Genomic DNA, 25,277 nt, shown 5'->3' with positions numbered 1-25,277 from the left:
TCTCAGGCGCCGCTTTTTTTACATCGATCGTTACTCGACCTTTCCGTCAGCCCTTGGTGAGCAGCATGTACATCTGGATCACCATGTCGGGCGAGAAGGTGAACGGCACCCAGCCGTGGCCGGTGTGGCGCATGACCAGCAGCCGGTCGCCATTCGACTGTTTCTGCACGGCCATGACGGGATTCTTCGTCGACACGAAGCGCCAGCCCGGCGGAATGCCCGGCGGCGGTTCCGGCGTCATCGAGGCGCGCGCGTTCGACAATTCCTCGATCAGCTGCCCGATCTGCTCGGCGCGCAGCGCAACCGTCTGGCCGCCGATCGTCATCGTGATTTCGTTCTGCGCGGGACGGTTGATTTCGAGTGTGGGCTGCAACTGGGCGGCCGGCTCTTCGCCGGGCGCCGGTGCCGGCTTCGCCGCTTCTACCGCTGCCGCCGCTGTTTCAGGCGCAACGTCTTCCGCTTTCGATTCGGACGCGACGTGATTCGCCACCGGCGCTTCCTGCGCTGCGGCTTCTGCGGGTGTCTCGGGGATGTTTTCGGCCTGCGGGGCCACGACAGCCTGAATGAGCTGATCGACGCCCATTTCCAGCACGCCGAGCTGTTCGTGAAGATTCATGCGAGGTTTCTCTGGTAAGACCCACGATTTTACCTGCTGCGCGTAGGCTTTTACCTGTCGCAAATAAAGTGACGTTGTAACAAAGTGCGTGCAGGCCACACCGGATCGCCCGGCGCCGCTTACGCGGCCCGGCCTGCCTATCATGCTCGCGTCAGGGCTTCAGGTATCCGGCTTGCCGGAACCAGTCGAGCGCATCGCTCAAGCCCTCGCGATAGGGGCGTGCGCGATAGCCGAGTTCGCGTTCCGCCTTCGCCGACGTGAAGTACATCTTGTTCTTCGACATCTTCAGACCGTCGACGGTGAGGAACGGTTCGCGCTTCGTGATCCTGGCGACCGCTTCGGCGCCCGCGGCGAGCGGATAAAGCGGCCAGCGCGGCAAACTCAGCGTCGGCGCCTTGCGGCCGGTCAGCGCCGCGATATCCGCGAGCATTTGTTGCAGCGGCAGATTTTCGCCGCCGAGAATGTAGCGCTCGCCGATCTTGCCGCGTTCGAGCGCCAGAAAATGGCCGGCGGCCACGTCGTCCACGTGCACGAGGTTCAGCCCCGTATCGACGAATGCGGGGATCTTGCCGAGCGCCGCTTCGACGATGATGCGCCCGGTCGGCGTCGGCTTGACGTCGCGTGGACCGATCGGCGTGGACGGATTGACGATTACGGCGGGCAGGCCGTCCTCGGCGATCATGCGCTCCACCACGCGTTCGGCCAGCACCTTGCTGCGCTTGTATACGCCGATCGCCTGGTCAGCTTTGAGCGGCGAGGTCTCGTCTGCGGACTGCCCGGAACGGGTGACTTTCAGCGTCGCCACGCTGCTCGTGTAGACAATGCGTTCGACGCCTTCCTTCAGCGCCGCGCGCATGGTTGCCTCGGTGCCTTCAAGATTCGAGCGCTCGATTTCGCTTGGGTCAGGTGCCCACAAACGGTAGTCTGCCGCCACGTGCAGCAGGTAGCGCACGCCACGCAGCGCGTTGCGCATCGACGCTTCGTCGCGCATATCGCCGACGACGATTTCCGCATCGAGCGCCTCGACGTTTTTGCGCGGACTGGTGGCGCGCACCAGCACGCGCACCTTGAAACCCTTCTGCTGCGCGATGCGCGCCACCGACGAGCCGACGAAGCCGGATGCGCCGGTCACGAGCACGAGATCGCGATTCTGTTCGGTCATTCTCTTTCTTTCCCTGCGTGACAGTCGACGGATTGTACGTGTCGCGCGTGCCACGTGTCGCGCCGGGGTGCCCGGGCGTGCAGGCGAGCCCGGACGAATTCAGGGCCGCCGAGCATTCTCGTCGCGACGCGGCTAGAATGCCGGCTTGAAAGATTTGCGTTGCATGGGACTGGAGTAACCGCTAAAGCGCTAACTCCGGTCGACTCGCACTCGTGCATGGGACCAGAGTAAGCGCTGAAGCGCTAACTCTGGTCGACACAGGAGAGGATGGCATGGCCCCGGATCTGGATCAGCGGATCGAAACGTATTACGTGCGAGTGCGCGGCACCGTGCAGGGCGTCGGCTTTCGCCACGCCACCGTGCGGCAGGCCCACGCGCTCGGTATTAAAGGTTGGGTGGCGAATCTCGAAGACGGCTCCGTCGAAGCCATGTTGCAGGGCTCGGCCAATCAGGTCGACCGGATGCTGTCGTGGCTGCGTCATGGGCCGCCGGCGGCGCGCGTGACAGAAGTGGCCGGCGAAGAGCGCGCGACCGAAAAGCGTTATGAGCGTTTCGAGCAGCACTGAGCGGCGGGACTTCGAGCAAAAAAAGGCGGCGCGCCATCACATCGATAGCGCGCCGCCTTGCAGTTTGCCTGTCCTGGTTGTCCGGCGAATGGGCCGATAACGTTTAGCGCCTAAAGCGTTTATCGCGCCACCAGCAGGCTCTCAGCGAACCCCCATCCATCTTCGATCCACTGATGGCTGCACACGAAGCCGGCATCGTCGGCGATCGCGGGCATCTCGTCAGCGCGATATTTGTGGCTGCTCTCGGTCCAGATCGTTTCGCCTGCCTTGAGCGAGACCGTCAATTGCGCGGCACCCACATGCGCGGTGACATCGCGTTTCGCACGCAGATGCATCTCGATGCTGCGCGCGTCCGGATTGAAGCGCGCGACGTGCTCGAACGCATCGAGCGGAAAATCGCCGTCGAGCTCGCGATTGACACGCGCCAGCAGATTCAGATTGAACGATGCGGTCACGCCGATCGCATCGTCGTAAGCGGCCACGAGCACCGGCGTCGGCTTGAGCAGATCCGTGCCGAGCAGCAACGCGTCGCCGGGTGCGAGCATGTTGCGGATATCGCGCAGGAAACGCGTCGCCGCGAGTCTGCCGAAATTACCGATCGTACTGCCAAGAAACAGTACGAGTAGCCGTTCGTCCGCTGCGCGATTCTTGCTCACCTCGGCCAGCCCGGCCAGGTAATCGCGTTCATAACCGACGATCGAGATCCGCTCGATGTCGCCGAGTTCGCGCCGGCATAACTGCAACGCGCTGCGCGAAATTTCAATCGGGAAGTAAGAAGTGGGGCGCTTTTTACACAGCGCTTCCAGAATACGCCGCGTCTTGCGACCGCTGCCGCTGCCCAGTTCGGCGACGGTCACGTCGTGCGGAAGGTGCGCGACGATGTCCGCCGCGTGCTTCGTGAGCAGGCTCTCCTCGGCGCGTGTCACGCCGTATTCGGGCAGTACCGTGATTACTTCGAAGAGGGCGGAGCCTACTTCGTCATACAGATACTTCGAGGGCAGTTCTTTCTGCGGTGCATGCGTGAGTCCGGCGCGAACGTCGGCGGCGAAGGTCGCGCGTAGCAGATCGGGCGATGCGTCGTGCGAGAGGGCTGGCTGGGTCATGCTGGCTCCAGTAGTCACGTTCGATGAGCAGGATTGCTGGCCGGGTGAAGGCAGGCGCAATAAAACGCCGTTGCTGCGTGCCGCGGGAAAGAAGGGTGGGCTCAGTCCGCCTGGACTGCCTTTACCGGCCCGGCTCGTTGATGTTGCAGATGACGGTTGCGACGGCGGTCCAGGATATCTTGGATCACATTGCAAATAGTGTCGCCAGACTTCGTAGCAAGATTCGAGCTTGAGCAGTTGCGCGAGAAGTTGCCGGTGCGAAAGCTACGGATTCGCCTGTCGCGCACGAAGTTATGTTCTAGTGCATCGGCACGCGATGCGCACGGAAAAAATTGCTGCTTGCTACAAGGAAGGAGCGAGGAACGAGCGGGCACGTTGGCGGGGAACCCGTCTAGAATGCCCGCTTGCATCGCATATCGACGATAAAAAATTCAGCGCTTGATCCGCACTGCCTGCCGCGCTGCCTGTTTGTGAGACTTCACTTCTAATGACAACAATTCGAGGCGCGAAGCCGTATGCTGCGCCGCACACACCTGCATCTGAATCAGCTTGCGCATCTGCACCGTATGCCGGAGCGATTGCGCCACGGGCCGCGCAATGAACCAGTATGACCCAAAGCGCGGTATCGCGTTGTCGGTCGGCGCGTCGGCGATGTTTGCTTTACTGTCCGCTTACGTCAAGCTGCTTGCGCCGTTGGGCGGTCTCGACATTTTCGCGTGGCGTATCGTGTGGACCGTGCCCGGGGCGCTACTGCTGATCGTGTTGCGCAAACGCCTGCCCATTCTCCGGCAACTTCTTTACCGCATGGTGACGGAGCCGACGCTCGGCGTGGCAATGGTTGTCAGCGCGGTTCTGCTGGGCGCGCAGTTGTGGGTGTTTCTCTGGGCGCCGCTGCACGGGCGCATGCTGGAAGTTTCGCTCGGCTATTTTCTGCTGCCGATGGTGATGGTGCTGGTAGGGCGCTTCTACTATCACGAGCGCCTCGACGGCTTGCAGTGGCTAGCAGTTATCTGCGCTGCTTTGGGCGTCGGGCATGAACTGTGGATGACGGGCGCGTTTTCGTGGCCAACGGTGCTGGTCGCGCTCGGCTATCCGCCGTATTTCGTGCTGCGCCGCAAAATCAACCAGGATTCACTGGCCATGTTCACGGTGGAAATGGCGCTGCTGCTGCCGGCGGCGGCGGTGTTCATCGTCATCGGCGGTTCGCTGACAATGATCGGCGGGCGTATCGACATGTGGTGTTTGCTGTTGCCGGGGCTCGGCGCGCTCAGCACCATTGCGCTGGCTTCGTATCTGAAGGCGAGCCGGTTGTTGCCGGTCGCATTGTTCGGCATCCTCGGCTATGTCGAGCCGGTGCTGCTGGTGCTGGTCTCGATCACATTGCTCGGCGAGGTGCTTAGCGCCGCACAGTTAGCCACGTATATTCCGATCTGGATCGCGGTTGCGCTGACGGCATTGCATAGCGTGCGGCTCGTTCGGCTAGCGCCGCGTTGAGGCGCGTTGATTGAGCCGCAATGGTTGAGTCGCGGCGGGTGGTTGCGTTGGGACGGCGCGCAGTATTTTCGCTTGGCCCGCCGAATCAGGCGCCGCTTTCAGCGATGCGCTGCCGCGCGATCCGCATTGATACGCGTGGCGCCGACCTGCGCCTCGATCGCTTCGCGCAGCGCCGGCCGCCAGCCAAAGCCGAACAGCGCTTCAGCGAGGACGAATAGCGGCCCAATCAGCAGACCAACCACATCGTCGACAAATGCCGGTTTGCGATGTTCGTATGCCACGTGGCCGATAAACTGGAACACCCAGCCGACGACAAAGAGGCCGATGCCCGAGGCGAGCCAGGTGAACGTAGTTTGCGCGGCGAGCCATTGTCCGCACGCGACGCACAATACCAATACCACGGCCATCATCACGCCGAGCGGCACGTCGAGCACGAGGTAATAGACAGTCGCCGCGGCGAACAACACCCACGCGGGCGACAAGGTAAACGGCAACGCAAATGGCAGCGTGCCGGGGCCGAAAGCCGGCCGGCTCAACAACACAGCTAGCGCCAGCATGATCATCGGAATGCCGATGAAATGCGTGGCGATATTGCGCCGGTCGCGGTGGTAGGCCGCATATTGTGTAAGTTGCTGCGCCAGCGTTCTCATGTATGCCGCTCCTCGATCAAAGTCAGCATAATCGCGGTCAGCGGAATTTGAAACCATCGGGTAGCCGACAATCGGGCACGGATGCCGTCCTATGACAGCAAGTTTTTCATCGAATGAGCTTGCCACCCTGCTTGAACGCAGCGCGTGGTTTCGCTCGGCGCCTGCGCCCATGCGGGCGCAGTTGATCGAAGCGGGGCGTGTCGAGCGGCTGACGGGCGGCGAACGGCTCTTCACGCGCGGCGATTCTGACGATGGCCTCTATTGTGTGCTCGACGGTCTGGTGCGAATCGGCGCGGCGAGTTCGGCCGGCAAGGAAGCGTTGCTCGCGGTCATCGAACCGGTCAACTGGTTCGGCGAGATCGCGCTGTTCGATAGTCGCCCGCGAACCCATGATGCGTATGCCGAACGCGATTCCGATCTGTTTCATGTGCCGCGCACCGCGCTTGCCGTGCTGCTCGAACGCACGCCCGAGTATTGGCATGTCTTCGGCTTACTGTTGGCGCAAAAGCTGCGCCTCGCTTTCGATGCCATTGAAGAAGCCGCTTTGCTTCCCGCCGCGCCGCGCGTGGCGCGGCGCCTGCTGTTGATGGCAGGCGGCTACGGCGAACCCGGTGCATTGCGGCGTGTACTCAAAGTGCCGCAGGAGGATCTGGCGATGATGCTGGCTTTGTCGCGGCAGACAATCAACCAGGTGCTCAAGCAGTTCGAAATGCAAGGTGCGTTGAAGCTGGGCTATGCGGAAATCGAAATTACCGATGTGCAAAAGCTCAGTGCGCTAGCCGATCTGAATCCAGCTTCGGATTGATGGAACTGAGTCGTGCTGAGGCCGCGCGCGACAACACATCTTTATAAGCATTTTACGGCGCACCCCTGTTTCTTTGGCGATTCGCTACACCGACACCGGTAAGGTCGAGGCACTCCGGTCAGGAAGCGAAAATATGCATGGAAATAGCGCTCTGGATGGCGTGCAAACACAACGGGACCTGCGTTCGAGAGCCGGTCTGAAGGTGATGCTCGCGGCGATCGTTCTCTCGCTTGCTGCGACATCGCGAGCTGCCGATACGCAGCAGTCGGCGTTGGCCGCTCCAACTCCAACCGCCGCGAGCGACGCAACGCCTGACGCCGGCTTGCCGGCGCTCAGCGATATCACCGCCTTACTGCGCGCACAGTTTCGCGTTGCGCCATCGGAGTCCATGAAGATCGCGCGCGCGGTGTTGATCGAAGCCGACCGCCACGGCATCTCGCCGATATTGCTGCTTGCCGTGATGTCGGTCGAATCGAGCTTCGATCGCTACGCGGTCAGCATCGGAGGCGCGCGAGGGCTTATGCAGATCTTGCCCGCCGCGCATCCGCAGTTGATTGCGGACACAACCGACTTGTCCGATCCGGCGATCAACGTACGGATCGGCTCGACCATCCTGCGCGGCTACCTCGATGAAAGCGGCGGCGATCTCGACGCCGCTCTGCTTCGCTACAGCGGTGGCGGCCGCGGCTACGCGCGGCGTGTCGTGCTGCGGATGCAGCGCCTGGACGCAAGTTTGCGCCGCGAATGATCAAACGATTCGCGGCGCATTCGTCCTCAGATCCTCCGACTTGCTCGTTTTCTCTCGCGTTAGCTCATCGCTCCGGCAAACTCGGCGCGCAGGTCTTGCAACCTGTCGCGCGCGGTACTCAGGCGCTCCACCAGTTGTGCTGAAGCGCGGGTGATCGGCATGCGCGTTTCGTCGGTCATCGAATGATCGAATGCCAGCATCGCCTTGATCGCGGATGGATTGGGCGCGGCGAACAGCAGACGCAACACGGGCAGCAAGCTGGCGAACAGATTGCGCTCGTCCGGGTCGCGATCAGCCCGGATCAATTCCTGTACGGCAACCAGCAGGTCCGCGCAAACATGTGCGCTGGCCAGAATGCCGCCTGTGCCGCCGTTGTTCAGGCAGTCGTCCAATGCTTCATCAGTGCCGCACAGCACATTGATCGGCAGGCCGCGCAGTGCGCTGAAGTGTTCCTTCACGCATTCCTTGATGGCGACGATGTTGCTGTATTCGATCAGGCGCGCAACCGTGTCTGGCGCGATTGCTACGCCGGTTCGATGCGGCACGTCGTACAAAACGATAGGGCGCTCGGTGGCGAGTGCGGCTTGCTCGAAATGCCATTGCACGCCGGCCTGATCCGGACATACGTACGACGGCGGAGACACCAGATAACCCGCGCTGTCCCAGCGCTCATAGCGCTGAATATCGTGCAGGACGTCGCGCGTATTGGAGCCGCCGACGCCGATTAGCATCGGCCGGCGGGAGCCGATCACATCGGTCAGCGCCTGCAATACGATGAGGCGTTCTGATTCCTGTAATAAAGCGGCTTCGCCCGTCGTGCTCAAAGCGACAAAACCGCTGATCTCCGCGCGCAGGTAGTAGTCCGCGAGGCGCTGCAACGCGTCGACGTCGACTTCGCCATGACGAAACGGCGTAACGATGGGCAACCAGATACCTGAAAACATGATTAGCGCGCCTTTGCGACGGCATGGCGGCGCTTCAGAGGTCCGATCAGTGCTGCGGGGAGTGTCGAGATCAGCGTATGCAATGTGAAATCGAGGTCGTCGAGCGCAATGTCGAGTTGCACGCGCACTTCTTCGCGCACGGCCTCCGTGCTGACCACATACACGCCGAGTGGAGAATGGAGCAGTGCGCGGAGCTGGGTGCCAGGAAGATCGTGCGCGGGGTGGGGCAGGGTGACCTGCAAGCGGGCACGGGCCGCGGGGAAGGGGATGACATTGTTGCGTTGGACCGGCGGCGCGCTGAGCGATCGCGTTTCGACGTTGTCGATTGATTGCGTGAGAGCCATTTAGTGCGGCGTTCGTTGACGCCATGGTTGATCAAGACAGTTCGAGCTTAGGCTTCTGCGGGTAAACGCGGTGCAAAAATTGAGGGGTCCGCCGAAAAAATCTGCTCGCGATCCGAGCTTATAAAGAGCGCTCACAAGGACCGCCGCTCAAAACCACGCTGGAAATACGGCCATAAAAAAAGGCGAGTCACAAGACTCGCCCTCCCTGAACGGCACCGTTTGGCTTCGATTAACTACGCATGCCTGGCCAGTGCGTGCCGAAAACCGATCACGTGTTATTGCGTTTTCGTCGTGTCGGTCTTTGCGCCGTCGACTTTTGCCGGGGCGTTGCTGGCCTCTTTCGCGCTCTCCGTCTTGCTCTTGCTTGCGCTTGTGTCGACAGTGGTCTTTTTGCTGGCCTTATGGGTCTTTGCCGCGTGGTTGCTGGCGGACGTCTTTTTCACATGCGCCTTTGTGGCGGCCTTGGTCGGCGCTTTCGTCGTGGCGGTGCCTGCATCAGCAGCACCCGTTTGCACGGCGGTGCTCGCCTTCAGATTCGCTTGACCGGCCGGTTGCGTTTGCGCGGGTTGCGCGGCCGACGGCGCTGCGGTTTGAGCAAAAGCGGTCGACACGACCAGAGCGGATGCGAGAGCAGCGAAAAGCGTCTTCATGATGTAACTCCTGTTTAACCGGTTATTTCTTGTGTCGCGGCTGAAATGTTTCAGCGCTGCCGGTTTAACGTTGGCCGGAAGACAGCAGTTGACGGTGCTCTGGTGACAAAACGTAACGGCGGATACATATCGGGTCCTGAATCCGCCGCATCAACGACCACCGATTGGGTGCCAATCCGCCGCTCCCGCCGGTGTCGTGCCGAACCGGCGCAATCGCAAGAACGCGATTCCGCCGGTTTTCGATCACAGGGGACAGGATTAACGGGTGTTGCCGAGCACCTTCTGTGCAGTCGCATCGACGGCCTGCCGCATCTTGTCGACCAGTTCGTCGATCTGCGCGTGGTCGATCACGAGCGGCGGGGCGACGATCAGCCGGCCGTTCGTCGAGCGCACGATGGCGCCCAGTTCGAAGCCGACAGTCCGGCTATGCCAGGTCAACTCGGCTTCGTCGCTAAAACGCTCGCGCGTGGCCTTATTCTTCGCGAACTGTATCGCGGCCACCGCGCCTACGCCCTGGATCTCACCGATCAACGGGTGATCGGCGAATGCGTCACGCAATGCCTTCTGCAGATACGGACCGGTATCGGTCTTCGTGCGCTCGACAAGGCGGTCTTTCACGAGGACATCCAGATTGGCCAGCGCGACCGCCGCCGCGACCGGGTGACCTGAGTAGGTCAGTCCGTGCGCGTAGACACCGCCTTTCTCGACCAGCGCCTCGCCGACCTGGCGGCTCATCACCAGACCGCCCATCGGCACGTAGCCCGACGTCAAACCCTTCGCAATACAGATCAAATCCGGTTCGAAACCGAAATGCCGGTGCGCGAACCACTCGCCGGTTCGCCCGAAACCACCAATCACTTCGTCCGCGCACAACAGCACGTCGTACTGGCGGCAAATGCGCTGGATCTCCTGCCAGTAGCCGTCCGGCGGAAAGATCATGCCGCCCGCCCCTTGAAATGGCTCGGCGACAAAGGCACCGACCCGGTCCGCGCCCAGTTCGAGAATCTTCCTTTCGAGCGACAACGCGGCCTGCTTGCCGAATGCTTCGGGGCTCAGCTCGCCCCCGTTCGCGTACCAGTAGGGTTCGTCGACGTGCGTCACATTCGGAATCGGCAGGTCGCCCATCTCATGCATGAAGGCCATGCCGCCCAGCGACGCGCTGCCGACAGTCGACCCGTGGTAGCCATTGATTCGCCCGATCAATACCTTCTTGCCGGGCTGGCCCTGGATGTCCCAGTACCGCCGGACCGTGCGAATCAGCACTTCATTCGCCTCAGAACCCGAGTTCGTGTACACGACATGACTAAAACGATCACCCAGCAGCGAGAACAGTCGTTCCGACAATTCGATTACGGCGGGATGCGTGGTGTGAAAGAACATGTTGTAGTACGACAGTTCCTTCATTTGCCGCGACGCTGCGTCGATCAGTTCCTGACGGCCGTAGCCGACGTTGGTGCACCAGAGGCCGGACATGCCGTCGATGTAACGGTTGCCGTCGTTATCCCAGAGATAGACCCCTTCGCCTCGAACCATCACGCGCGCCCCTTCGTTGTTCAGGGCTTTCTGATCGACGAAGGCATGCAGGTGATGGGCTGCATCGCTTTGTTGATAATCGCGAGTGGCGCGGTGCGGAAAATTAGGCGCGTTCATGTTCAAGGTTCCAGTTGTGTGACAGACGAATTTCGCCTTGCGTGCCCGACGCGGCAGGTCGACCGCAGCGGAATCACGCTCTTAGTCTCTTTGCGGCGCTATGCCAGCCGCTTGACCATGCCGGATCAGTAGCTGATCCACGTCGTTTTTAGCCCCGTATATTTGTCGAGTGCATGCAACGACAGATCGCGGCCGAACCCCGATTGACGGAAACCGCCAAACGGAGTTTGCGCGCTGAGCGCGTCGACGGTGTTGACGGAAACCGTGCCGGCGCGCAAGCGTGACGCCACGCGATGCGCGCGTGACAAGCCACCTGTCCAGACCGATGCGGCGAGCCCATAAATCGAATCGTTGGCGAGCTGGATCGCCTCGTCCTCGGTGTCGAATTTGAGAACCGACAGGACCGGGCCAAAGATTTCCTCTCGCGCAATCGGATCGCTTGCGTTCACATCGACAAAGATGGTCGGCTCGATGAAATACCCCTTGCCATCGACAAGCCGCGTCCCGCCGCCAGTCGCCAGCGTCGAGCTCGTGCGCCCTCGCTCGATCCACCCTTTTACCCGGTCAAACTGCGCACGATCGACGATTGCACCCATGCCGCTGGCAGGATCAAGCGGGTCGCCCGGCATGAAGTCGAGCGAGTGGGCGATCAGGCGATCGACAAATTCATCGTGGATCGAACGATGCACCAGCAGTCGTGAATTAGCCGAGCACACTTCGCCCTGGTTGAAGAAGATGCCGAAGCACGCTTTGCGGGCCGCGAGATCGAGATCGTCCGCGTCTTCGAAAACCAGATTCGGGCTCTTGCCGCCGCATTCGAGCCAGACCTGCTTCATATTCGATTGCGCTGCATATTCGAGAAATTTCTTGCCGACGACCGTCGACCCCGTAAACGCCACGACGTCGACATCCGGATGCAAGCCGAGCGCGCGTCCGGCCGTCTCCCCGAACCCGGGCACTACGTTCAGCACGCCCGGCGGCAGTCCTGCCTCGAGCGCGAGTTCTGCAAGACGCAGTGCAGAGAGTGGCGACTGCTCCGCGGGCTTCAGCACGATGCTATTGCCTGCTGCAAGGGCAGGTGCAATCTTCCAGGCCACCATATCGAGCGGGAAATTCCACGGCACGACTGCGCCGACCACGCCGAGCGGCTCCCGCGTGACAACAGCGAGATTGCCGGGATCGGTCGATGCCACCTCGCCGTTCAGTTTGTCGATCGCCTCGCCATACCAGCAGAACAGGCTGCTTGCGGCTGGCACGTCGATGTCGAAGGCGTCGGCCACGCGTTTGCCCATGTTGAGTGAGTCGAGCAGGGCGAGCTCTGCGCCATGGGATGCAATCAATGCACCTAACCGGCACAGGACGCGCTTGCGTTCTGCCGGCGGACAGCGCGACCAATGCCCTGCATCGAACGAAACACGGGCAGCACAAACGGCGTTGTTAACGTCTGCAGCGCCACAGGATGCAACGTTGGCAATCACCGTCTCAGTCGCGGGATTGATCGCCTGGAAGGTCTCGCCGTCTTGAGCGTCCGTGAAGCGGCCGTCAATATGTGCCTGCGCTCGCGGGAGAACATCCGCGGCCAGTCGGCGCCAGTCCATATGGTTGTGGATTTTTGCTGAAGAATGACTCAAGGAATAACTCCGGTCTGGAGATGGGCAGGCAGACCTTCCCATCTCGTGTATCGATGATCGAGACAGCTACGGCTCTAGCGCCCTACTGTCGATCGACAAAAAGGGACGGGAAAGAACAAATTTGCTCTTCATTGCATCTGTTTTCCCTATTCATTTTCAGAGTTGCATTCCTTTCCTGCCTCTTTCAATGTTTCGTTGTTCGAACGCCGGAATGGATTGTGAAACTTGCCTTGGTAGGCAAGAAGGAACGAGATGATTTTGCATCTAAGAAAACTATCCATAAGGTAGGAAAACTATTTTTATTCAATAAATTCACGATGCTACGCTCCAGCCGTCGTTCGTCGCAGTTCCCTTGCAGCTGGAGGATCTGCGGTGCCAGGAACGGCATGTCGCAAGAGCCGCGCGCACAGGAGACATTGTGCGTAGCGCCGGTGGGTGGACGGATAAAGAGCCATGAACGAAATCGACGACTTCCTGAAAAAGAACCGCGTCACCGAAATCGAAGCGATCATTCCGGATATGGCCGGGATCGCACGTGGCAAGATCATTCCGCGCAGCAAGTTCGAATCCGGCGAGTCCATGCGCTTGCCGCAGGCGGTGATGATCCAGACCGTCACAGGGGACTATCCGGAAGACGGCACGCTCACCGGCGTCACCGACCCGGACATGGTCTGCGTTCCCGACGCCAGCACCATCCGCATGATTCCGTGGGCCGTCGATCCGACCGCCCAGGTGATCCACGATTGCGTTCACTTCGACGGCACGCCCGTCGCGATCTCGCCGCGCCGTGTGCTGCGCCGCGTGCTCGAACTCTATAAGGCCAAAGGCTGGAAGCCGGTTATCGCGCCCGAGCTCGAGTTCTATCTGGTCGACATGAACAAGGACCCGGATCTGCCGCTGCAACCGCCGATCGGCCGTACGGGCCGTCCGGAGACGGGTCGCCAGGCGTATTCGATCGAAGCGGTCAACGAATTTGATCCGCTGTTCGAAGACATCTATGAATACTGCGAGGTGCAGGAACTGGAAGTCGATACGCTGATTCACGAAGTCGGCGCCGCGCAGATGGAAATCAACTTCATGCACGGCGATCCGCTCAAGCTCGCCGACAGCGTGTTCCTGTTCAAGCGCACGGTGCGTGAAGCCGCGCTGCGTCACAAGATGTACGCGACTTTCATGGCCAAGCCGATGGAAGGCGAACCGGGCTCGGCGATGCACATGCATCAGAGCCTCGTGGACGAAGAAACCGGCCAGAACCTGTTCACTGGTCCGGACGGCAAGCCGACTTCGATGTTCACCGGCTATATCGCCGGCCTGCAGAAATACACGCCGGCGCTGATGCCGATCTTCGCCCCGTACATCAACTCGTATCGCCGCCTGTCGCGCTTCATGGCTGCACCGATCAACGTGGCATGGGGTTACGACAACCGCACGGTGGGTTTCCGGATTCCGCATTCGGGGCCGGCCGCGCGTCGTATCGAAAACCGCATTCCGGGCGTGGACTGCAATCCGTATCTGGCGATTGCCGCGACGCTGGCCGCAGGCTATCTCGGCATGACGCAAAAGCTCGAAGCCACCGAGCCGCTGATCAGCGACGGTTACGAGTTGCCGTACCAGTTGCCGCGCAACCTCGAAGAGGGTTTGACGCTGATGGGCGCTTGCGAACCGATCGCCGAAGTACTCGGCGAGAAATTCGTCAAGGCCTACCTCGCACTGAAAGAAACCGAATATGAAGCGTTTTTCCGCGTGATCAGTTCGTGGGAACGCCGGCATTTGCTGCTGCACGTTTAAGGCAGCACGCGCAAAGATAAAACTACTGGAGACAACATGGGGAATAGAAACGGAGAACGCGCACGCGTGTGGCTTGCACTGCATTCTCAAACGCGTCGGTCCATTGTGAACGATCAGCACGAGCAGCAGATGCTCGTACAGGCTTCTTTACTTACAGGGAAAAACACCATGAGCGCTTGTGATTCTGGACGTCATCTTCGTCGTGCGGTCGCGGGGGCCGCGCTGCTCGCTGTCACCAGCGTATGTGTGTTGAAGACCACGCCGGCCCTTGCGGCCGATACCGAACTGAATGTCTACAACTGGTCGGACTACATCGCGAAGGACACGGTTCCCAACTTCGAGAAACAGACTGGTATCCACGTCAAATACGACAACTACGACAGCAACGACACCTTGCAGGCCAAGCTGCTTTCGGGCAGTTCGGGCTACGACATCGTCGTGCCGTCGTCAGACTACATGGGCAAGCAGATTGAGGCCGGCGTGTATCTGAAGCTCGACAAGTCGAAGCTTCCGAATCTCGCCAATCTGGACCCGGTGCTGATGAAGATTGTTGCCCAGGCCGATCCGGGCAACCTGTATGGCGCGCCGTACGCGTACGGGACAGACGGTATCGGTTACAACGTGCAGGCGGTGCAGAAGGCGCTCGGCGCCAACGCCCCGGAAGACAGCTGGGCGCTCATCTTCGATCCGGCCAACCTGTCGAAGCTGAAGGGTTGCGGCGTGTCATTCCTCGACGACGCGGGAAACGTGTTCTCTGCGGCCCTGCAATACATACATAAGGACCCGAACAGCACGAATCCGGCCGACTACCAGGCCGCGTACGACATGCTGAAGAAGATTCGCCCGTACGTCACGCAGTTCAACTCGTCGGGTTACATCAACGACCTTGCCAACAACGATATCTGCGTAGCGTTCGGCTGGTCGGGCGACGTCGGTATCGCCCACCGCCGCGCACTGGAAGCGAAGCGTCCATACGAAATCAGGTATGCCAGTCCCAAGGAGGGCGGCCTGCTGTGGTTTGACCTGATGGTAATCCCAAAGGACGCGCCGCACCCGGAAGCCGCGCTGAAGTGGATCAATTACATCGAAGACCCGAAGGTCAACGCCGCGATCACGAACGAAGTGTTCTATCCGACCGCGGATGTCCCCGCGCATCAGTACGTCAACCCGGATATTTTGAAAGATCAGGGCGTCTACCCACCGGAGGATGTGCTGAAACAGATGACGCTGATGAAACCGATACCCACCAACATCCGCCGGCTCGAAAACCGCCTTTGGGCGCAGCTGAAAACCGGCCATTAATGGTTCCGGCTATCCAGCATTGATATCCGCGGAGCAGGGATCGTTCAGTCCTGCCACCTGAAGCAGGTAGTAACGCAATCCACCTGTGCGCTTATGGGTCACATCTGCGCGCAGCCCCGTGTTTCCCGATCGCAGCAACACCTTGGGGAGCCGCCGTGCGCGTCTCCCAGGGGCACGCTCACGCCTGCGATCCGCAAGGAATGATTACGCCATGAAATCGACGCCCCCAAACAGCGCTACCCAGATGGTCTGCAATCAGGTTCAACCGGCGACCAGGACAAAATCGAAACCGGACGAATTCGTCCGCATCGAAAATGTCGTGAAGAAATTCGGCGACAGCGTCGCTGTCGATAACGTCAATCTGAGCATCGCGAAGAACGAACTGTTCGCGCTGCTCGGCAGCTCCGGCTGTGGCAAATCCACCCTTCTGCGCATGCTCGCAGGGCTCGAGTCGGTGAGCTCCGGGCGCATCTTCGTCGACGGCGAGGATCTCGCCGCGATGCCGCCGTACAAGCGGCCCGTCAACATGATGTTCCAGTCGTATGCGCTGTTCCCGCATATGAGCGTCGAAGCGAACATCGCCTTCGGCCTCAAACAGGAAGGCACGCCGAAGAATGAGATCAGGGAACGCGTCGCCGACGCGCTGCATCTCGTACAGATGAGCAAATACGCACAGCGCAAACCGCACCAGCTCTCCGGCGGCCAGCAGCAGCGTGTGGCGCTGGCCCGCTCGCTCGTCAAGCGCCCCAAGCTGCTGCTGCTCGACGAACCGATGTCGGCGCTCGACAAGAAGATCCGCCAGAAGACCCAGCTCGAACTGGTGAACATCATCGAGAAGGTCGACGTGACCTGCGTGATGGTCACGCACGATCAGGAAGAAGCCATGACGATGGCCGGGCGCCTCGCCGTGATGAGCGAAGGGCGCATCGTGCAGATCGGCTCGCCCAGCCAGGTGTACGAGTTTCCGAACAGCCGCTTCTCGGCCGAGTTCATCGGCTCGACCAACCTGTTCGAAGGCACCGTGGTCGCGGATGAACCCGACCACATCTTCGTCGAAAGCGAAGACCTCGAAACGAACATCTACGTGAGCCATGGCATTACCGGCCCGCTCGGCATGCCGGTGGGCATCTCGGTGCGTCCGGAACGCGTGAAGGTCTCGCTCGAGAAGCCTGCCACGCCGCACAACTGGGCGCGCGGCGTGGTCTCGGATGTCGCCTACATGGGCAGCTATTCGCTGTATCACGTGCGCCTGCCGAGCGGCAAGACGGTCGTCTCGAACCTCTCCAGCTCGCACCTGATGAGCGAAGGTGCGCCGTCCTATAACGACGACGTGTTCGTCTACTGGTCGCCGGCTAGCGGCGTGGTGCTGACACAATGAGCCATCCCACACTCTCCTCCCCCGCGCCGTCCGGCAGCCGTTTGCTCAGTGCGCTGAAAAAACGCCTCGCGATGCTGGTGCCGTCGGGCCGCACGACCGTGATCGGCGTGCCGTTCCTGTGGCTCTTCGTGTTCTTCGCGTTGCCGTTCGTGCTGGTGCTGAAGATCAGCTTCGCCGATCTGCGTCTGGGCATCCCGCCGTACACGGATCTCGTGACGGTCAAGGACGGCATGGTGCACTTCGCGATGCAGCTCGGCCACTACGCGTTCCTGCTGCAGGACGATCTGTACGTCGCGACCTACATCAGTTCGCTGAAAATGGCGGCGGTCTCGACCTTCTTCTGCCTGCTGATCGGCTATCCGGTTGCGTACTACATCGCACGCTCGGAGCCGGCCCGGCGCAACCTGCTGATGATGGGCGTGATGCTGCCGTTCTGGACGTCGTTCCTGATCCGGGTTTATGCATGGATCGGCATCCTGAAGGACGACGGCCTGCTCAACCATACGCTGATGGCCATCGGCATGATTCATTCGCCGTTGCGGCTCTACCACACGGATATTGGCGTCTATATCGGCATGGTCTATTCGTACCTGCCGTTCATGGTGATGCCGCTTTATGCGCACCTGGTGAAGATGGATCTGACGCTGCTCGAAGCGGCCTACGACCTCGGTTGCAAACCCTGGGCGGCGTTCACGCGCATCACCTTGCCGCTGTCGAAGAACGGCATCATCGCCGGCAGTCTGCTGGTGTTCATTCCGGCGGTGGGCGAGTACGTGATTCCTGAACTGCTCGGTGGCGCCGACACGCTGATGATCGGACGCGTGATGTGGGATGAATTCTTCAACGATATGGACTGGCCGATGGCATCCGCTGTCACCGTCGCCATGGTTCTACTGCTGCTCGTGCCGATGGCCGTGTTCCAGTACTACCAGGTCAAGGAACTGGAGGGCGCGAAATGATCAAGCCTAATAAAACGCTGTCCACGAGTGTGCTGACTGTCGGGTTTCTGTTTCTGTATATCCCGATCATCAGCCTGGTGGTGTATTCATTCAACGAGTCGAAGCTCGTCACGGTCTGGTCCGGCTTCTCGCTGAAGTGGTACGGCGCGCTGCTGCAGGACGACGAACTGCTCAGTGCGGCCTGGCTGTCGCTGAAAATCGGTCTCATGACCGCGTTTGCCTCCGTCGTGATCGGCACCTGGGCCGGGTTCGTGCTGGCCCGCTTCGGACGCTTTCGCGGCTTCACGCTGTTCGCCGGCATGATCAACGCGCCGCTCGTGATTCCTGAAGTGATTCAGGGCATCTCGCTGCTGCTGCTGTTCGTCGCGCTCGAACAGATGCTCGGCTGGCCGAAGGGCCGCGGCCTCTTCACGATCTGGATCGGCCACGTGATGCTGTGCGTTTCGTACGTAGCGATCATCGTGCAATCGCGTATCAAGGAGATGAACAGGTCGCTCGAGGAAGCCGCACTCGATCTCGGCGCCACGCCTTTCAAGGTGTTCTTCCTGATCACCCTGCCGCTGATCTCGCAGGCGCTCATGTCCGGCTGGCTGCTGTCGTTCACGCTGTCTTTCGACGATCTCGTGCTCTCCGCGTTCCTGTCTGGCCCCGGCTCGACCACGTTGCCACTCGTCGTGTTCTCGCGGGTGCGCCTCGGTCTGAATCCGGAAATGAATGCGCTCGCCACGATCTTCATCACCACGGTGACGATCGGTGTGATCGCTGTGAACCGCTGGATGCAGGTGCGTGAGCGCAGGCGCGATCGCGACATGCAGATGGCCTTCGCACTCGCCGAGGCCGCCGACCCCTTGCCGTTAGCACCACAACAAGCCGCCGTACGGAAGTCACTCGATACAGCACGCGCATAAGAAGTCCTTTTGCAATACGACCAATAAGGAGAATTTGCATGAGAAAGAAGCTCATCTGTCTGTTGGTGGCGGGGAGTTTGCCAGGCTTTGCCATGGCGGACGCCACCAGCGACCAGATCAAGGCGCTCCAGGCCCAGCTCAACGCACTGCAGAAAGAGGTGAAGCAGTTGCGCTCCGAGGTGGCGACCAAACCGAAAGCGGCCGCGGCTGCTGTCGCACCGGCCCCGGCGCCGGCCGTCGCGGAAGCGCCGGTGGACATCTCGTCGCCGGACTACGGCAAGGCCCGCGCGTCGCTGAGCAACGATCAGGTCGATTCGATGAAGCAGCAGCTCGCCAACCAGCAGCTGAAGGTCGATTCGCTGGTGGACGCGCAGAATACCGGTCCGCTCGCGGGTCTGTCGGTGACAGGCTATATCGATCCGACCTTCATGTATAACCGCGCGGCAAGCAGCGGGTCGTTCCTGTTCGCGAATCACGAAAGTAGCTACAACTACTTCAACAGTACGTTCGGCGATCTGTACCTCGACATCAAGAAGACCTTCGGTGTCGGCCCGATGGCGCCGTCGGCCGAGATCACCCTGATGCCGAACCGCGGCAACGGCATTACGCTGCTGCAGAACGAGCACGGCGAGATCGGCAACAACATTCTGAACACGGCCGTCGTGACCATTCCGATGACGGCGACGACGACCTTCGTAGCCGGTTTGATGCCGAGCTTCGGCGGCTATGAAGTGCAGCAGTCGAACCAGATGCTGACGCTCACGCACAACCTGCTGTATGACTTCTCCGATCCGGGCAGCTATGTCGGCGTCGGCCTGAACTACACGGGCGACGGCAGCAACTGGGCGTGGAAGTTCATGCTGGGCAACGAACAGTACCGCACGTACGGTTCGGTGGTGCAGACCGGCACCAACGCGCTGGGTGACCCGATCACGAGCAGCAACAAGATCCCGACCTTCACGGCCCGGGTCGACTACACGTGGTCGAGTGCGCTGGATGTGGGCGGCTCGTTCAATATCGGTCGTCAGACGCTCTCGGCCTCCACGCAGAACGTGAACGGCAATACGGTCCCGGTGTATGGCGTGGGCGGTGGCGCATCGAGCGCCTTCGGCACGTTCTTCTTCGGCGAAGCGGATCTGGCCTACACCCAGGCTGACGTTCAGTACAACGCCGAAGTCGACTACGGTCAGCAGCAGAACGCCGCGTTCAACGGTGGCCAGGCGCAGTGGTACGGCCTGTCGCTGCTTGCGCACCGCAAGTTCTCGCTGCCGGTGGTGGGGCGCATGGGCGCGACGGCACGCTATGACGTGCTGGTCGACAGCAAGAACGGCGGCGGTGGCGGTGGCGTGGCGTTGAATTCGAACGGCATGGACACGGCGGACGGCTTCGGTATCGGCGCGGACTGCCTCGCCAATTCGAAGGCGGGCGGCGGCGTTGGCTTCGAGTGCAAGGGTGCGATCCACCAGGATGTGTCGCTCGACGTGCTGTTCTATCCGACCCAGCAGATTACGGTGAAGGTCGAATATCGCCACGACTGGGCCAACAAGCAGGTGTTCCTGAAGAACGACGGTTCGTACGGCGAGTCCAACGACATCCTCGCGACTCAGTTCATCTACTCGTTCTAACGCCTTGCGCCAAAGTGAGGTGCCCCTCGACAGCGTCGTCGGGCTCCAGCGCAAGAAGTTCAGCGCTTCGCGTGTTGTTTCTTTATCTGCGCTTCACAGAAAGCCGTGAAATGCCGAACAACCTGTCTCGGCTTCATGTTGCGCGACTGCGCAATGCCCAACGTGACTGCTGTAACGTCGTCTTTGAACCGCTTGACGACGAAATCCTCGCCGTCCACGGTATGGGTCGATTTGAGTGGGAAGTTCAGGATGCTGTATCCCAGACCGTTCGCCACCATACCGCGCACCACCTCGGGTTGTGCGGACTTGAACGCCGGGACCGGACGCTCGCCGACCGCGTCGAACAACGCCGCAAAGTATTCCCGGCTATGGGGCAGGTCTAGCATCACGTAGGGCTCGCCCACAAGATTCGCGAGCGCGATCGAGCGATGCTGCGCCAGGTGGTGGGTTTTCGGCAAGATGACGTACGGCGGCAGCGTCAGCATCGGCAGGAATTCAATGTCGTCGGTCAGATCAATGTTGTAGGTCAGCGCGAGATCGAGCGACCCATCGTGCAGGCCCGTGAACAAATCTTCCTGATGCGCTTCCAGCGTCTGGAATACGACGTCGGCATGCTGGGCGACAAAGTGGCTGATGAGGCCCGGCAGCAACGGCGGGGCAAGCGAGACCAGGCAGCCGAACGCAATGCCGCCCGATATGCCGGTGTCCATCCCGCGTGCAGCAACCTGCAGTTCCTCCGCATTCTTTAGCAGGTCACGTGTCTTGCCGAGCATCTCGCGCCCTGCCTGAGTCAGGGAGAGCCCGGATGCATGGTGACGGATGAACAGTTGCACACCAAAAGACGCCTCTAGCTCAGCAATCGCCGTAGAAATCGAGGGCTGCGAAATGTGAAGGACTTTTGACGCACCGGTAAAAGACAACGCTTCTGCCGTCACGACAAAGTATCGCAACTGACGCAGCGAATACCGAAGCAGTGGGCTTTCCATTGAACTGCTCCCATGAGAAAAATCATTCCGGAGGCGTCGGGCACAGGGCTCGGCTCCACGCTGATTATCTCGCGCTTTGCATAGCTAAAACAGATGTTTTGCATTTTTTAAATATATTTTTCAGATGTCATCTATCCGCGTAGATTTCTTTCATCAGTGGATCTTGCAAGGAGATAGCCGTGACAGTTGAAATAGCGTCAATCGATACGCTTGTTGTTGGCGCCGGTCAGGCCGGCGTGGCCATGAGTGAACACCTGAGCAAACTCGGCGTGCCCCACCTCGTTCTGGAGCGCGATCGTATCGCCGAGAGCTGGCGCACGGGGCGGTGGGATTCGTTGGTTGCCAATGGTCCGGCCTGGCACGATCGTTTCCCGGGCATGGAATTCGACGATCTCGACCCCGACGCCTTTGCCTCGAAAGAGCGGGTTGCGGACTATTTTGAAGCCTACGCCAGGAAGATCAACGCGCCGATCCGCACGGGTGTGGACGTGACGAAGGTGGTGCGCAATACCAGCCGGCCTGGCTTCACAGTTGAAACTACTGAAGGCGTGATCGAGGCCAACCGCGTGGTTGTCACCACCGGACCTTTTCAACGCCCGGTGATCCCGCCGATCGCATCTGAAGCCGGGAAGCTCACGCAGATTCACTCCGCCGAATATCGCAATCCGGAGCAACTGCCCGAGGGCGCTGTTCTGGTGGTCGGCGCCGGGTCGTCGGGCGTGCAGATCGCGGATGAGTTGCAACGCGCAGGCAAGAAGGTCTACCTCTCGGTTGGACCGCACGATCGTCCTCCGCGCGCCTATCGCAACCGTGACTTTTGCTGGTGGCTGGGCGTGCTTGGCGAGTGGGATGCGGAGACCATGAGGCCGGGCAAGGAACACGTCACCATCGCGGTAAGCGGTGCGCGTGGCGGCCATACGGTTGACTTCCGACGTCTTGCCAATCAGGGCATCACGCTCGTTGGTTTGACGAAATCGTTCAATGACGGTGTCGTGACCTTCGAGCCGGATCTTGCGGACAACCTTGCTCGCGGTGACGAGAGCTATCTGTCGCTACTGAATGCAGCTGACGCGTACATTGTCCGCAATGGTCTCGACCTTCCGGAAGAACCTGAAGCCCACACTATGCTCCCGGATCCGGAATGTGTGACCCATCCCATTCCGGAGCTCGATCTGACCGGGGCCGGCGTTACCTCGATCGTTTGGGCAACCGGCTATGCCGTCGATTACAACTGGCTGCATGTCAACGCCTTCGACGCAAACGGTAAGCCGAAGCATCAGCGCGGCGTTTCAACCGAGCCTGGCGTTTATTTCCTGGGTTTGCCGTGGTTGTCGCGTCGTGGCTCCGCTTTCATCTGGGGCGTCTGGCACGATGCCAGGCATATTGCCGACCATATCGTCACGCAGCGCAAATATCTCTCCTACCGCGATGCCTCGGAACGCCAGGCAGAAGACGGTCGCGAGATCTACGAGCCAAATTTCTTTCCGAGTATTGAGGTGCACTCATGAGCCAACCTACGCACACCCGTATCCGCATGTTCAACACCAAGGATACCTATCCGAATCAGTCGCTGGATAACGATCTCTGTCAGGCCGTACGTGCCGGCAACACCGTCTATGTACGCGGGCAGGTGGGCACCGATTTCGACGGCCGCCTGGTCGGGCTCGGCGACCCGGGCGCCCAGGCCAGGCAGGCGATGACGAACGTCAAGCAGTTGCTGGAAGAGGCGGGCAGCGATATGTCCCATATCGTCAAGACCACAACCTACCTGATCGACCCGCGCTATCGCGAACCGGTGTACCAGGAAGTCGGCAAGTGGCTTAAGGGCGTGTTTCCTATTTCCACCGGCCTGGTTGTGACCGCTCTAGGCCAGCCGCAGTGGCTGATGGAGATCGATGTGATCGCGGTGATCCCGGACGGCTGGAAGCCGGATCAGGCCTAAGGCCTAAGGAATAGGACATGACATTCTCTATCATCGGACGTTGCCCGGAAACCGGGCAGCTAGGGATCGCCATCAGCTCTTCCAGTATCGCCGTGGGTGCTCGATGCCCCTGGGTACGTGCGGGGGTGGGTGCGGTGGCGACCCAGAACGTCACCCTGCCTGCTCTCGGCCCGCAGATTCTCGACTTCCTCGAAAGCCAGCAGATCGAGCCTGCGGCGGCCTTGGACCAGGCGCTCAGCGCCAACGGGTGGAGCCAGTATCGACAGGTGACGGTGATCGACGGCCAGGGTCGTACCGCATTTTTCAGCGGTAAAGAAGCACTCGGCGTGCACAACGCTGTGGCTGGTGAGCAGTGCGTAGCCGCTGGCAACTTATTGGCAGGTGTCCAGGTCATCGAGGCGATGGTTCAGGCGTTCGAGAATGCGCCCGGGATGCTTGCCGACCGTCTGCTGGTGGCCATGCATGCGGCGATAGCGGCCGGTGGTGAAGCGGGGGCTGTGCATTCGGCGGCGCTCAAGGTAGTGGGCGACGTGACGTGGCCGATCGTCGATCTGCGAGTCGACTGGGCGGAAGAAGACCCAATCGGTCAACTGGACACGCTCTGGCAAGCCTATCGGCCGCAGATGCAGGACTACCTGGCCCGGGCGTTGAATCCGACCGCAGCGCCCAGCTACGGGGTGCCGGGCGATGAGTGAGGTGTCCAGCCGTGAGTTGCTCGAACGACTGATCGGGTTCGCCACCGTCAGCCGGGATTCCAACCTGGAACTGATTGCCTTCATCCAGCGTTACCTGGCGGAACTCGGCGTGGAGAGCGAACTTTTTTACAACCCGGAGCGCACCAAGGCCAACCTGTTCGCCACCATCGGTCCTCGTGACCGAGGTGGGGTTGTGCTGTCCGGCCATACCGATGTGGTGCCGGCGGATGGGCAGGCCTGGACGGTGGAGCCGTTCCGTCTTACCGAGAGAGACGGGCGGTTGTACGGTCGCGGCACGGCCGACATGAAGGGCTTCATTGCCTCGGTGTTGGCGGCGGTACCGATCTTTCTCAAGCAGCCGCTGGCGCTCCCGGTACACCTTGCCTTCTCCTATGACGAGGAAGTGGGATGCCTGGGCGTACGGCCGATGTTGGCGCAACTGGAAAAGCGTTCGCACAAGCCGCACCTGTGCCTGATCGGCGAACCCACCGAGTTGAAACCGGTGCTGGGTCACAAGGGCAAGCTGGCCATGCGCTGCCAGGTGAAAGGGGCGGCCTGTCACTCGGCCTACGCACCTTATGGGGTCAACGCAATCGAATATGCGGCGCGACTGATTGGCCGGCTGGGCGAGATCGGTGCGCGTCTGGCACGGGCTGACCATCACGATCAGCGCTTTGATCCGCCGTTCTCGACAGTGCAGACCGGCGTAATCAAAGGGGGCCGTGCGCTGAACATCGTGCCCGCTGAATGCGAATTCGATTTCGAGGTACGCGCCCTGCCGGGCTTCCACGCTCACGAAGTCGCGGATGAACTGCAGGCCTATGCCGAGGCCGAGTTGCTGCCGGGAATGCGTTCGGTGCAGCCCGATACAGACATCCGCTTGCAGCCGCTGAGCGCCTACCCGGGATTGGCCACTTCACCTGACAGCGAAGCGGCACACCTGCTGGCGCTGCTGAGCGGTTCCACCGAGTTCGGTACGGTGGCGTTCGGCACAGAGGGCGGACTGTTCGACCAGGCGGGCATTCCCACTGTGGTCTGCGGACCGGGAAGCATGGATCAAGGGCACAAGCCGGACGAATTTATTACCCTTGAGCAACTGGCCGGCTGCGATGCAATGTTGGCTCGCCTAGCCGAATACCTCTGGTCGAGATAAATGGGTAGCCGAATCTTTCGCCGGCTTTCCTGCTTCAATTAGCGTGCGCGCAGGGGCGTTCGGTAGAAAATCCGAGTTGCGACGCCTGAAATATCGAGGGAAAAGGCGTCGGGCCCGTACATGTCGCAGTAAGGTGGTGCTGTATGCCGCAGGGGCGAAGACTAACGTCGTGTTCCTT

At 60.7% G+C, this 25,277-nt stretch carries 24 protein-coding genes; 14 read left to right on the top strand and 10 right to left on the bottom strand.

The window, feature by feature from the left end; translation table 11 throughout:
• Nucleotides 1-46 precede the first annotated feature (46 nt).
• A complete protein-coding gene (locus ACUN0E_RS05815; RefSeq protein ID WP_445565934.1) occupies nucleotides 47-616 on the bottom strand; it encodes a hypothetical protein in 570 nt (189 codons plus the stop codon).
• Nucleotides 617-767: 151 nt separating this feature from the next.
• Nucleotides 768-1,778: a hopanoid-associated sugar epimerase gene (hpnA, locus tag ACUN0E_RS05810; protein ID WP_445565933.1), complete on the bottom strand. Its 1,011-nt coding sequence runs from the start codon at nucleotides 1,776-1,778 to the stop codon at nucleotides 768-770.
• 272 nt (nucleotides 1,779-2,050) lie between these two features.
• Between hpnA and ACUN0E_RS05805 the strand changes: the two genes are divergently transcribed.
• Nucleotides 2,051-2,344 (top strand): acylphosphatase, encoded by a 294-nt coding sequence (locus ACUN0E_RS05805; protein WP_408241042.1) that lies wholly within the window; start codon nucleotides 2,051-2,053, stop codon nucleotides 2,342-2,344.
• Between the two features lie 119 nt (nucleotides 2,345-2,463).
• Here the strand turns inward: ACUN0E_RS05805 and egtD are convergent, their stop codons facing one another.
• Nucleotides 2,464-3,447: an L-histidine N(alpha)-methyltransferase gene (egtD, locus tag ACUN0E_RS05800; RefSeq protein ID WP_408241039.1), complete on the bottom strand. Its 984-nt coding sequence runs from the start codon at nucleotides 3,445-3,447 to the stop codon at nucleotides 2,464-2,466.
• 597 nt (nucleotides 3,448-4,044) lie between these two features.
• Here egtD and rarD point away from each other — a divergent pair.
• Nucleotides 4,045-4,941 carry an EamA family transporter RarD gene (rarD, locus tag ACUN0E_RS05795; RefSeq protein ID WP_445565932.1) on the top strand — a complete coding sequence of 299 codons (897 nt, stop codon included), beginning with the start codon at nucleotides 4,045-4,047 and terminating at the stop codon, nucleotides 4,939-4,941.
• Nucleotides 4,942-5,039: 98 nt separating this feature from the next.
• Here rarD and ACUN0E_RS05790 read toward each other — a convergent pair whose 3' ends face one another.
• Nucleotides 5,040-5,591 carry an Mpo1 family 2-hydroxy fatty acid dioxygenase gene (locus ACUN0E_RS05790; RefSeq protein ID WP_445565931.1) on the bottom strand — a complete coding sequence of 184 codons (552 nt, stop codon included), beginning with the start codon at nucleotides 5,589-5,591 and terminating at the stop codon, nucleotides 5,040-5,042.
• Nucleotides 5,592-5,682: 91 nt separating this feature from the next.
• On the opposite strand from ACUN0E_RS05790, the gene ACUN0E_RS05785 reads away from it, so the two are divergent.
• On the top strand, nucleotides 5,683-6,396 hold the full coding sequence (locus ACUN0E_RS05785; RefSeq protein WP_445565930.1) for a Crp/Fnr family transcriptional regulator: 714 nt from the start codon (nucleotides 5,683-5,685) through the stop codon (nucleotides 6,394-6,396).
• 133 nt (nucleotides 6,397-6,529) lie between these two features.
• On the top strand, nucleotides 6,530-7,144 hold the full coding sequence (locus ACUN0E_RS05780) for a transglycosylase SLT domain-containing protein (RefSeq protein WP_445565929.1): 615 nt from the start codon (nucleotides 6,530-6,532) through the stop codon (nucleotides 7,142-7,144).
• A 59-nt stretch (nucleotides 7,145-7,203) separates the two neighbouring features.
• On the opposite strand, the gene ACUN0E_RS05775 is transcribed toward ACUN0E_RS05780, so the two are convergent.
• From ACUN0E_RS05775 to ACUN0E_RS05755, 5 genes are all read right to left on the bottom strand, one after another.
• Nucleotides 7,204-8,088, bottom strand: coding sequence for a 4-hydroxy-tetrahydrodipicolinate synthase family protein (locus tag ACUN0E_RS05775; protein ID WP_445565928.1), 885 nt, complete (start codon nucleotides 8,086-8,088; stop codon nucleotides 7,204-7,206).
• Nucleotides 8,089-8,090: 2 nt separating this feature from the next.
• Entirely contained in the window at nucleotides 8,091-8,432 is a 342-nt protein-coding gene (locus tag ACUN0E_RS05770; RefSeq protein WP_408241023.1) for a hypothetical protein, read from the bottom strand.
• 275 nt (nucleotides 8,433-8,707) lie between these two features.
• Complete coding sequence (locus ACUN0E_RS05765; protein ID WP_408336900.1) at nucleotides 8,708-9,082, bottom strand: hypothetical protein; 375 nt, start codon at nucleotides 9,080-9,082, stop codon at nucleotides 8,708-8,710.
• Between the two features lie 258 nt (nucleotides 9,083-9,340).
• Nucleotides 9,341-10,732 carry an aspartate aminotransferase family protein gene (locus ACUN0E_RS05760; protein WP_408241019.1) on the bottom strand — a complete coding sequence of 464 codons (1,392 nt, stop codon included), beginning with the start codon at nucleotides 10,730-10,732 and terminating at the stop codon, nucleotides 9,341-9,343.
• 125 nt (nucleotides 10,733-10,857) lie between these two features.
• Entirely contained in the window at nucleotides 10,858-12,330 is a 1,473-nt protein-coding gene (locus ACUN0E_RS05755) for an aldehyde dehydrogenase (RefSeq protein ID WP_445570388.1), read from the bottom strand.
• A 486-nt stretch (nucleotides 12,331-12,816) separates the two neighbouring features.
• On the opposite strand from ACUN0E_RS05755, the gene ACUN0E_RS05750 reads away from it, so the two are divergent.
• The 6 genes from ACUN0E_RS05750 to ACUN0E_RS05725 all read left to right on the top strand — a co-directional run bounded on the left by ACUN0E_RS05750 (nucleotide 12,817) and on the right by ACUN0E_RS05725 (nucleotide 20,323).
• Nucleotides 12,817-14,151: a glutamine synthetase family protein gene (locus tag ACUN0E_RS05750; protein WP_445565927.1), complete on the top strand. Its 1,335-nt coding sequence runs from the start codon at nucleotides 12,817-12,819 to the stop codon at nucleotides 14,149-14,151.
• A 168-nt stretch (nucleotides 14,152-14,319) separates the two neighbouring features.
• Nucleotides 14,320-15,453 (top strand): polyamine ABC transporter substrate-binding protein, encoded by a 1,134-nt coding sequence (locus tag ACUN0E_RS05745; RefSeq protein ID WP_445565926.1) that lies wholly within the window; start codon nucleotides 14,320-14,322, stop codon nucleotides 15,451-15,453.
• 211 nt (nucleotides 15,454-15,664) lie between these two features.
• Nucleotides 15,665-16,831, top strand: coding sequence for an ABC transporter ATP-binding protein (locus ACUN0E_RS05740; protein WP_445565925.1), 1,167 nt, complete (start codon nucleotides 15,665-15,667; stop codon nucleotides 16,829-16,831).
• Nucleotides 16,828-17,790 carry an ABC transporter permease subunit gene (locus ACUN0E_RS05735; RefSeq protein ID WP_445565924.1) on the top strand — a complete coding sequence of 321 codons (963 nt, stop codon included), beginning with the start codon at nucleotides 16,828-16,830 and terminating at the stop codon, nucleotides 17,788-17,790. Before ACUN0E_RS05740 ends, ACUN0E_RS05735 begins: the two co-directional genes overlap by 4 nt.
• Nucleotides 17,787-18,698, top strand: coding sequence for an ABC transporter permease subunit (locus ACUN0E_RS05730; RefSeq protein ID WP_408242354.1), 912 nt, complete (start codon nucleotides 17,787-17,789; stop codon nucleotides 18,696-18,698). The genes ACUN0E_RS05735 and ACUN0E_RS05730 overlap by 4 nt, the downstream gene beginning before the upstream one ends.
• Nucleotides 18,699-18,736: 38 nt before the next feature.
• Complete coding sequence (locus ACUN0E_RS05725) at nucleotides 18,737-20,323, top strand: DUF3138 family protein (protein ID WP_445565923.1); 1,587 nt, start codon at nucleotides 18,737-18,739, stop codon at nucleotides 20,321-20,323.
• Nucleotides 20,324-20,382: 59 nt separating this feature from the next.
• On the opposite strand, the gene ACUN0E_RS05720 is transcribed toward ACUN0E_RS05725, so the two are convergent.
• A complete protein-coding gene (locus ACUN0E_RS05720; protein ID WP_408484719.1) occupies nucleotides 20,383-21,309 on the bottom strand; it encodes a LysR family transcriptional regulator in 927 nt (308 codons plus the stop codon).
• A 179-nt stretch (nucleotides 21,310-21,488) separates the two neighbouring features.
• Between ACUN0E_RS05720 and ACUN0E_RS05715 the strand changes: the two genes are divergently transcribed.
• From ACUN0E_RS05715 to argE, 4 genes are read left to right on the top strand one after another with little or no spacing between them, the layout of a single operon-like run.
• Nucleotides 21,489-22,817: a flavin-containing monooxygenase gene (locus ACUN0E_RS05715; protein ID WP_445565922.1), complete on the top strand. Its 1,329-nt coding sequence runs from the start codon at nucleotides 21,489-21,491 to the stop codon at nucleotides 22,815-22,817.
• On the top strand, nucleotides 22,814-23,251 hold the full coding sequence (locus ACUN0E_RS05710) for a RidA family protein (RefSeq protein WP_408388474.1): 438 nt from the start codon (nucleotides 22,814-22,816) through the stop codon (nucleotides 23,249-23,251). Before ACUN0E_RS05715 ends, ACUN0E_RS05710 begins: the two co-directional genes overlap by 4 nt.
• A 17-nt stretch (nucleotides 23,252-23,268) precedes the next feature.
• Complete coding sequence (locus ACUN0E_RS05705) at nucleotides 23,269-23,946, top strand: DUF1028 domain-containing protein (RefSeq protein ID WP_445565921.1); 678 nt, start codon at nucleotides 23,269-23,271, stop codon at nucleotides 23,944-23,946.
• Complete coding sequence (gene argE / locus ACUN0E_RS05700) at nucleotides 23,939-25,099, top strand: acetylornithine deacetylase (protein ID WP_445565920.1); 1,161 nt, start codon at nucleotides 23,939-23,941, stop codon at nucleotides 25,097-25,099. Before ACUN0E_RS05705 ends, argE begins: the two co-directional genes overlap by 8 nt.
• Nucleotides 25,100-25,277: the final 178 nt, after the last annotated feature.

The organism is Paraburkholderia sp. D1E, from assembly GCF_052682275.1.
Note: the sequence above shows the minus strand (reverse complement) of the source record. Positions and strands in the feature narration are given on the sequence as shown.

Excerpts from the sequence above, each read along its gene's own strand:
- ACUN0E_RS05815 (WP_445565934.1), bottom strand. The coding sequence starts at position 616 with ATGAATCTTCACGAACAGCTCGGCGTGCTGGAAATGGGCGTCGATCAG.
- hpnA (WP_445565933.1), bottom strand. The coding sequence starts at position 1,778 with ATGACCGAACAGAATCGCGATCTCGTGCTCGTGACCGGCGCATCCGGC.
- ACUN0E_RS05805 (WP_408241042.1), top strand. The coding sequence starts at position 2,051 with ATGGCCCCGGATCTGGATCAGCGGATCGAAACGTATTACGTGCGAGTG.
- egtD (WP_408241039.1), bottom strand. The coding sequence starts at position 3,447 with ATGACCCAGCCAGCCCTCTCGCACGACGCATCGCCCGATCTGCTACGC.
- rarD (WP_445565932.1), top strand. The coding sequence starts at position 4,045 with ATGAACCAGTATGACCCAAAGCGCGGTATCGCGTTGTCGGTCGGCGCG.
- ACUN0E_RS05790 (WP_445565931.1), bottom strand. The coding sequence starts at position 5,591 with ATGAGAACGCTGGCGCAGCAACTTACACAATATGCGGCCTACCACCGC.
- ACUN0E_RS05785 (WP_445565930.1), top strand. The coding sequence starts at position 5,683 with ATGACAGCAAGTTTTTCATCGAATGAGCTTGCCACCCTGCTTGAACGC.
- ACUN0E_RS05780 (WP_445565929.1), top strand. The coding sequence starts at position 6,530 with ATGCATGGAAATAGCGCTCTGGATGGCGTGCAAACACAACGGGACCTG.
- ACUN0E_RS05775 (WP_445565928.1), bottom strand. The coding sequence starts at position 8,088 with ATGTTTTCAGGTATCTGGTTGCCCATCGTTACGCCGTTTCGTCATGGC.
- ACUN0E_RS05770 (WP_408241023.1), bottom strand. The coding sequence starts at position 8,432 with ATGGCTCTCACGCAATCAATCGACAACGTCGAAACGCGATCGCTCAGC.
- ACUN0E_RS05765 (WP_408336900.1), bottom strand. The coding sequence starts at position 9,082 with ATGAAGACGCTTTTCGCTGCTCTCGCATCCGCTCTGGTCGTGTCGACC.
- ACUN0E_RS05760 (WP_408241019.1), bottom strand. The coding sequence starts at position 10,732 with ATGAACGCGCCTAATTTTCCGCACCGCGCCACTCGCGATTATCAACAA.
- ACUN0E_RS05755 (WP_445570388.1), bottom strand. The coding sequence starts at position 12,330 with ATGGACTGGCGCCGACTGGCCGCGGATGTTCTCCCGCGAGCGCAGGCA.
- ACUN0E_RS05750 (WP_445565927.1), top strand. The coding sequence starts at position 12,817 with ATGAACGAAATCGACGACTTCCTGAAAAAGAACCGCGTCACCGAAATC.
- ACUN0E_RS05745 (WP_445565926.1), top strand. The coding sequence starts at position 14,320 with ATGAGCGCTTGTGATTCTGGACGTCATCTTCGTCGTGCGGTCGCGGGG.
- ACUN0E_RS05740 (WP_445565925.1), top strand. The coding sequence starts at position 15,665 with ATGAAATCGACGCCCCCAAACAGCGCTACCCAGATGGTCTGCAATCAG.
- ACUN0E_RS05735 (WP_445565924.1), top strand. The coding sequence starts at position 16,828 with ATGAGCCATCCCACACTCTCCTCCCCCGCGCCGTCCGGCAGCCGTTTG.
- ACUN0E_RS05730 (WP_408242354.1), top strand. The coding sequence starts at position 17,787 with ATGATCAAGCCTAATAAAACGCTGTCCACGAGTGTGCTGACTGTCGGG.
- ACUN0E_RS05725 (WP_445565923.1), top strand. The coding sequence starts at position 18,737 with ATGAGAAAGAAGCTCATCTGTCTGTTGGTGGCGGGGAGTTTGCCAGGC.
- ACUN0E_RS05720 (WP_408484719.1), bottom strand. The coding sequence starts at position 21,309 with ATGGAAAGCCCACTGCTTCGGTATTCGCTGCGTCAGTTGCGATACTTT.
- ACUN0E_RS05710 (WP_408388474.1), top strand. The coding sequence starts at position 22,814 with ATGAGCCAACCTACGCACACCCGTATCCGCATGTTCAACACCAAGGAT.
- ACUN0E_RS05705 (WP_445565921.1), top strand. The coding sequence starts at position 23,269 with ATGACATTCTCTATCATCGGACGTTGCCCGGAAACCGGGCAGCTAGGG.
- argE (WP_445565920.1), top strand. The coding sequence starts at position 23,939 with ATGAGTGAGGTGTCCAGCCGTGAGTTGCTCGAACGACTGATCGGGTTC.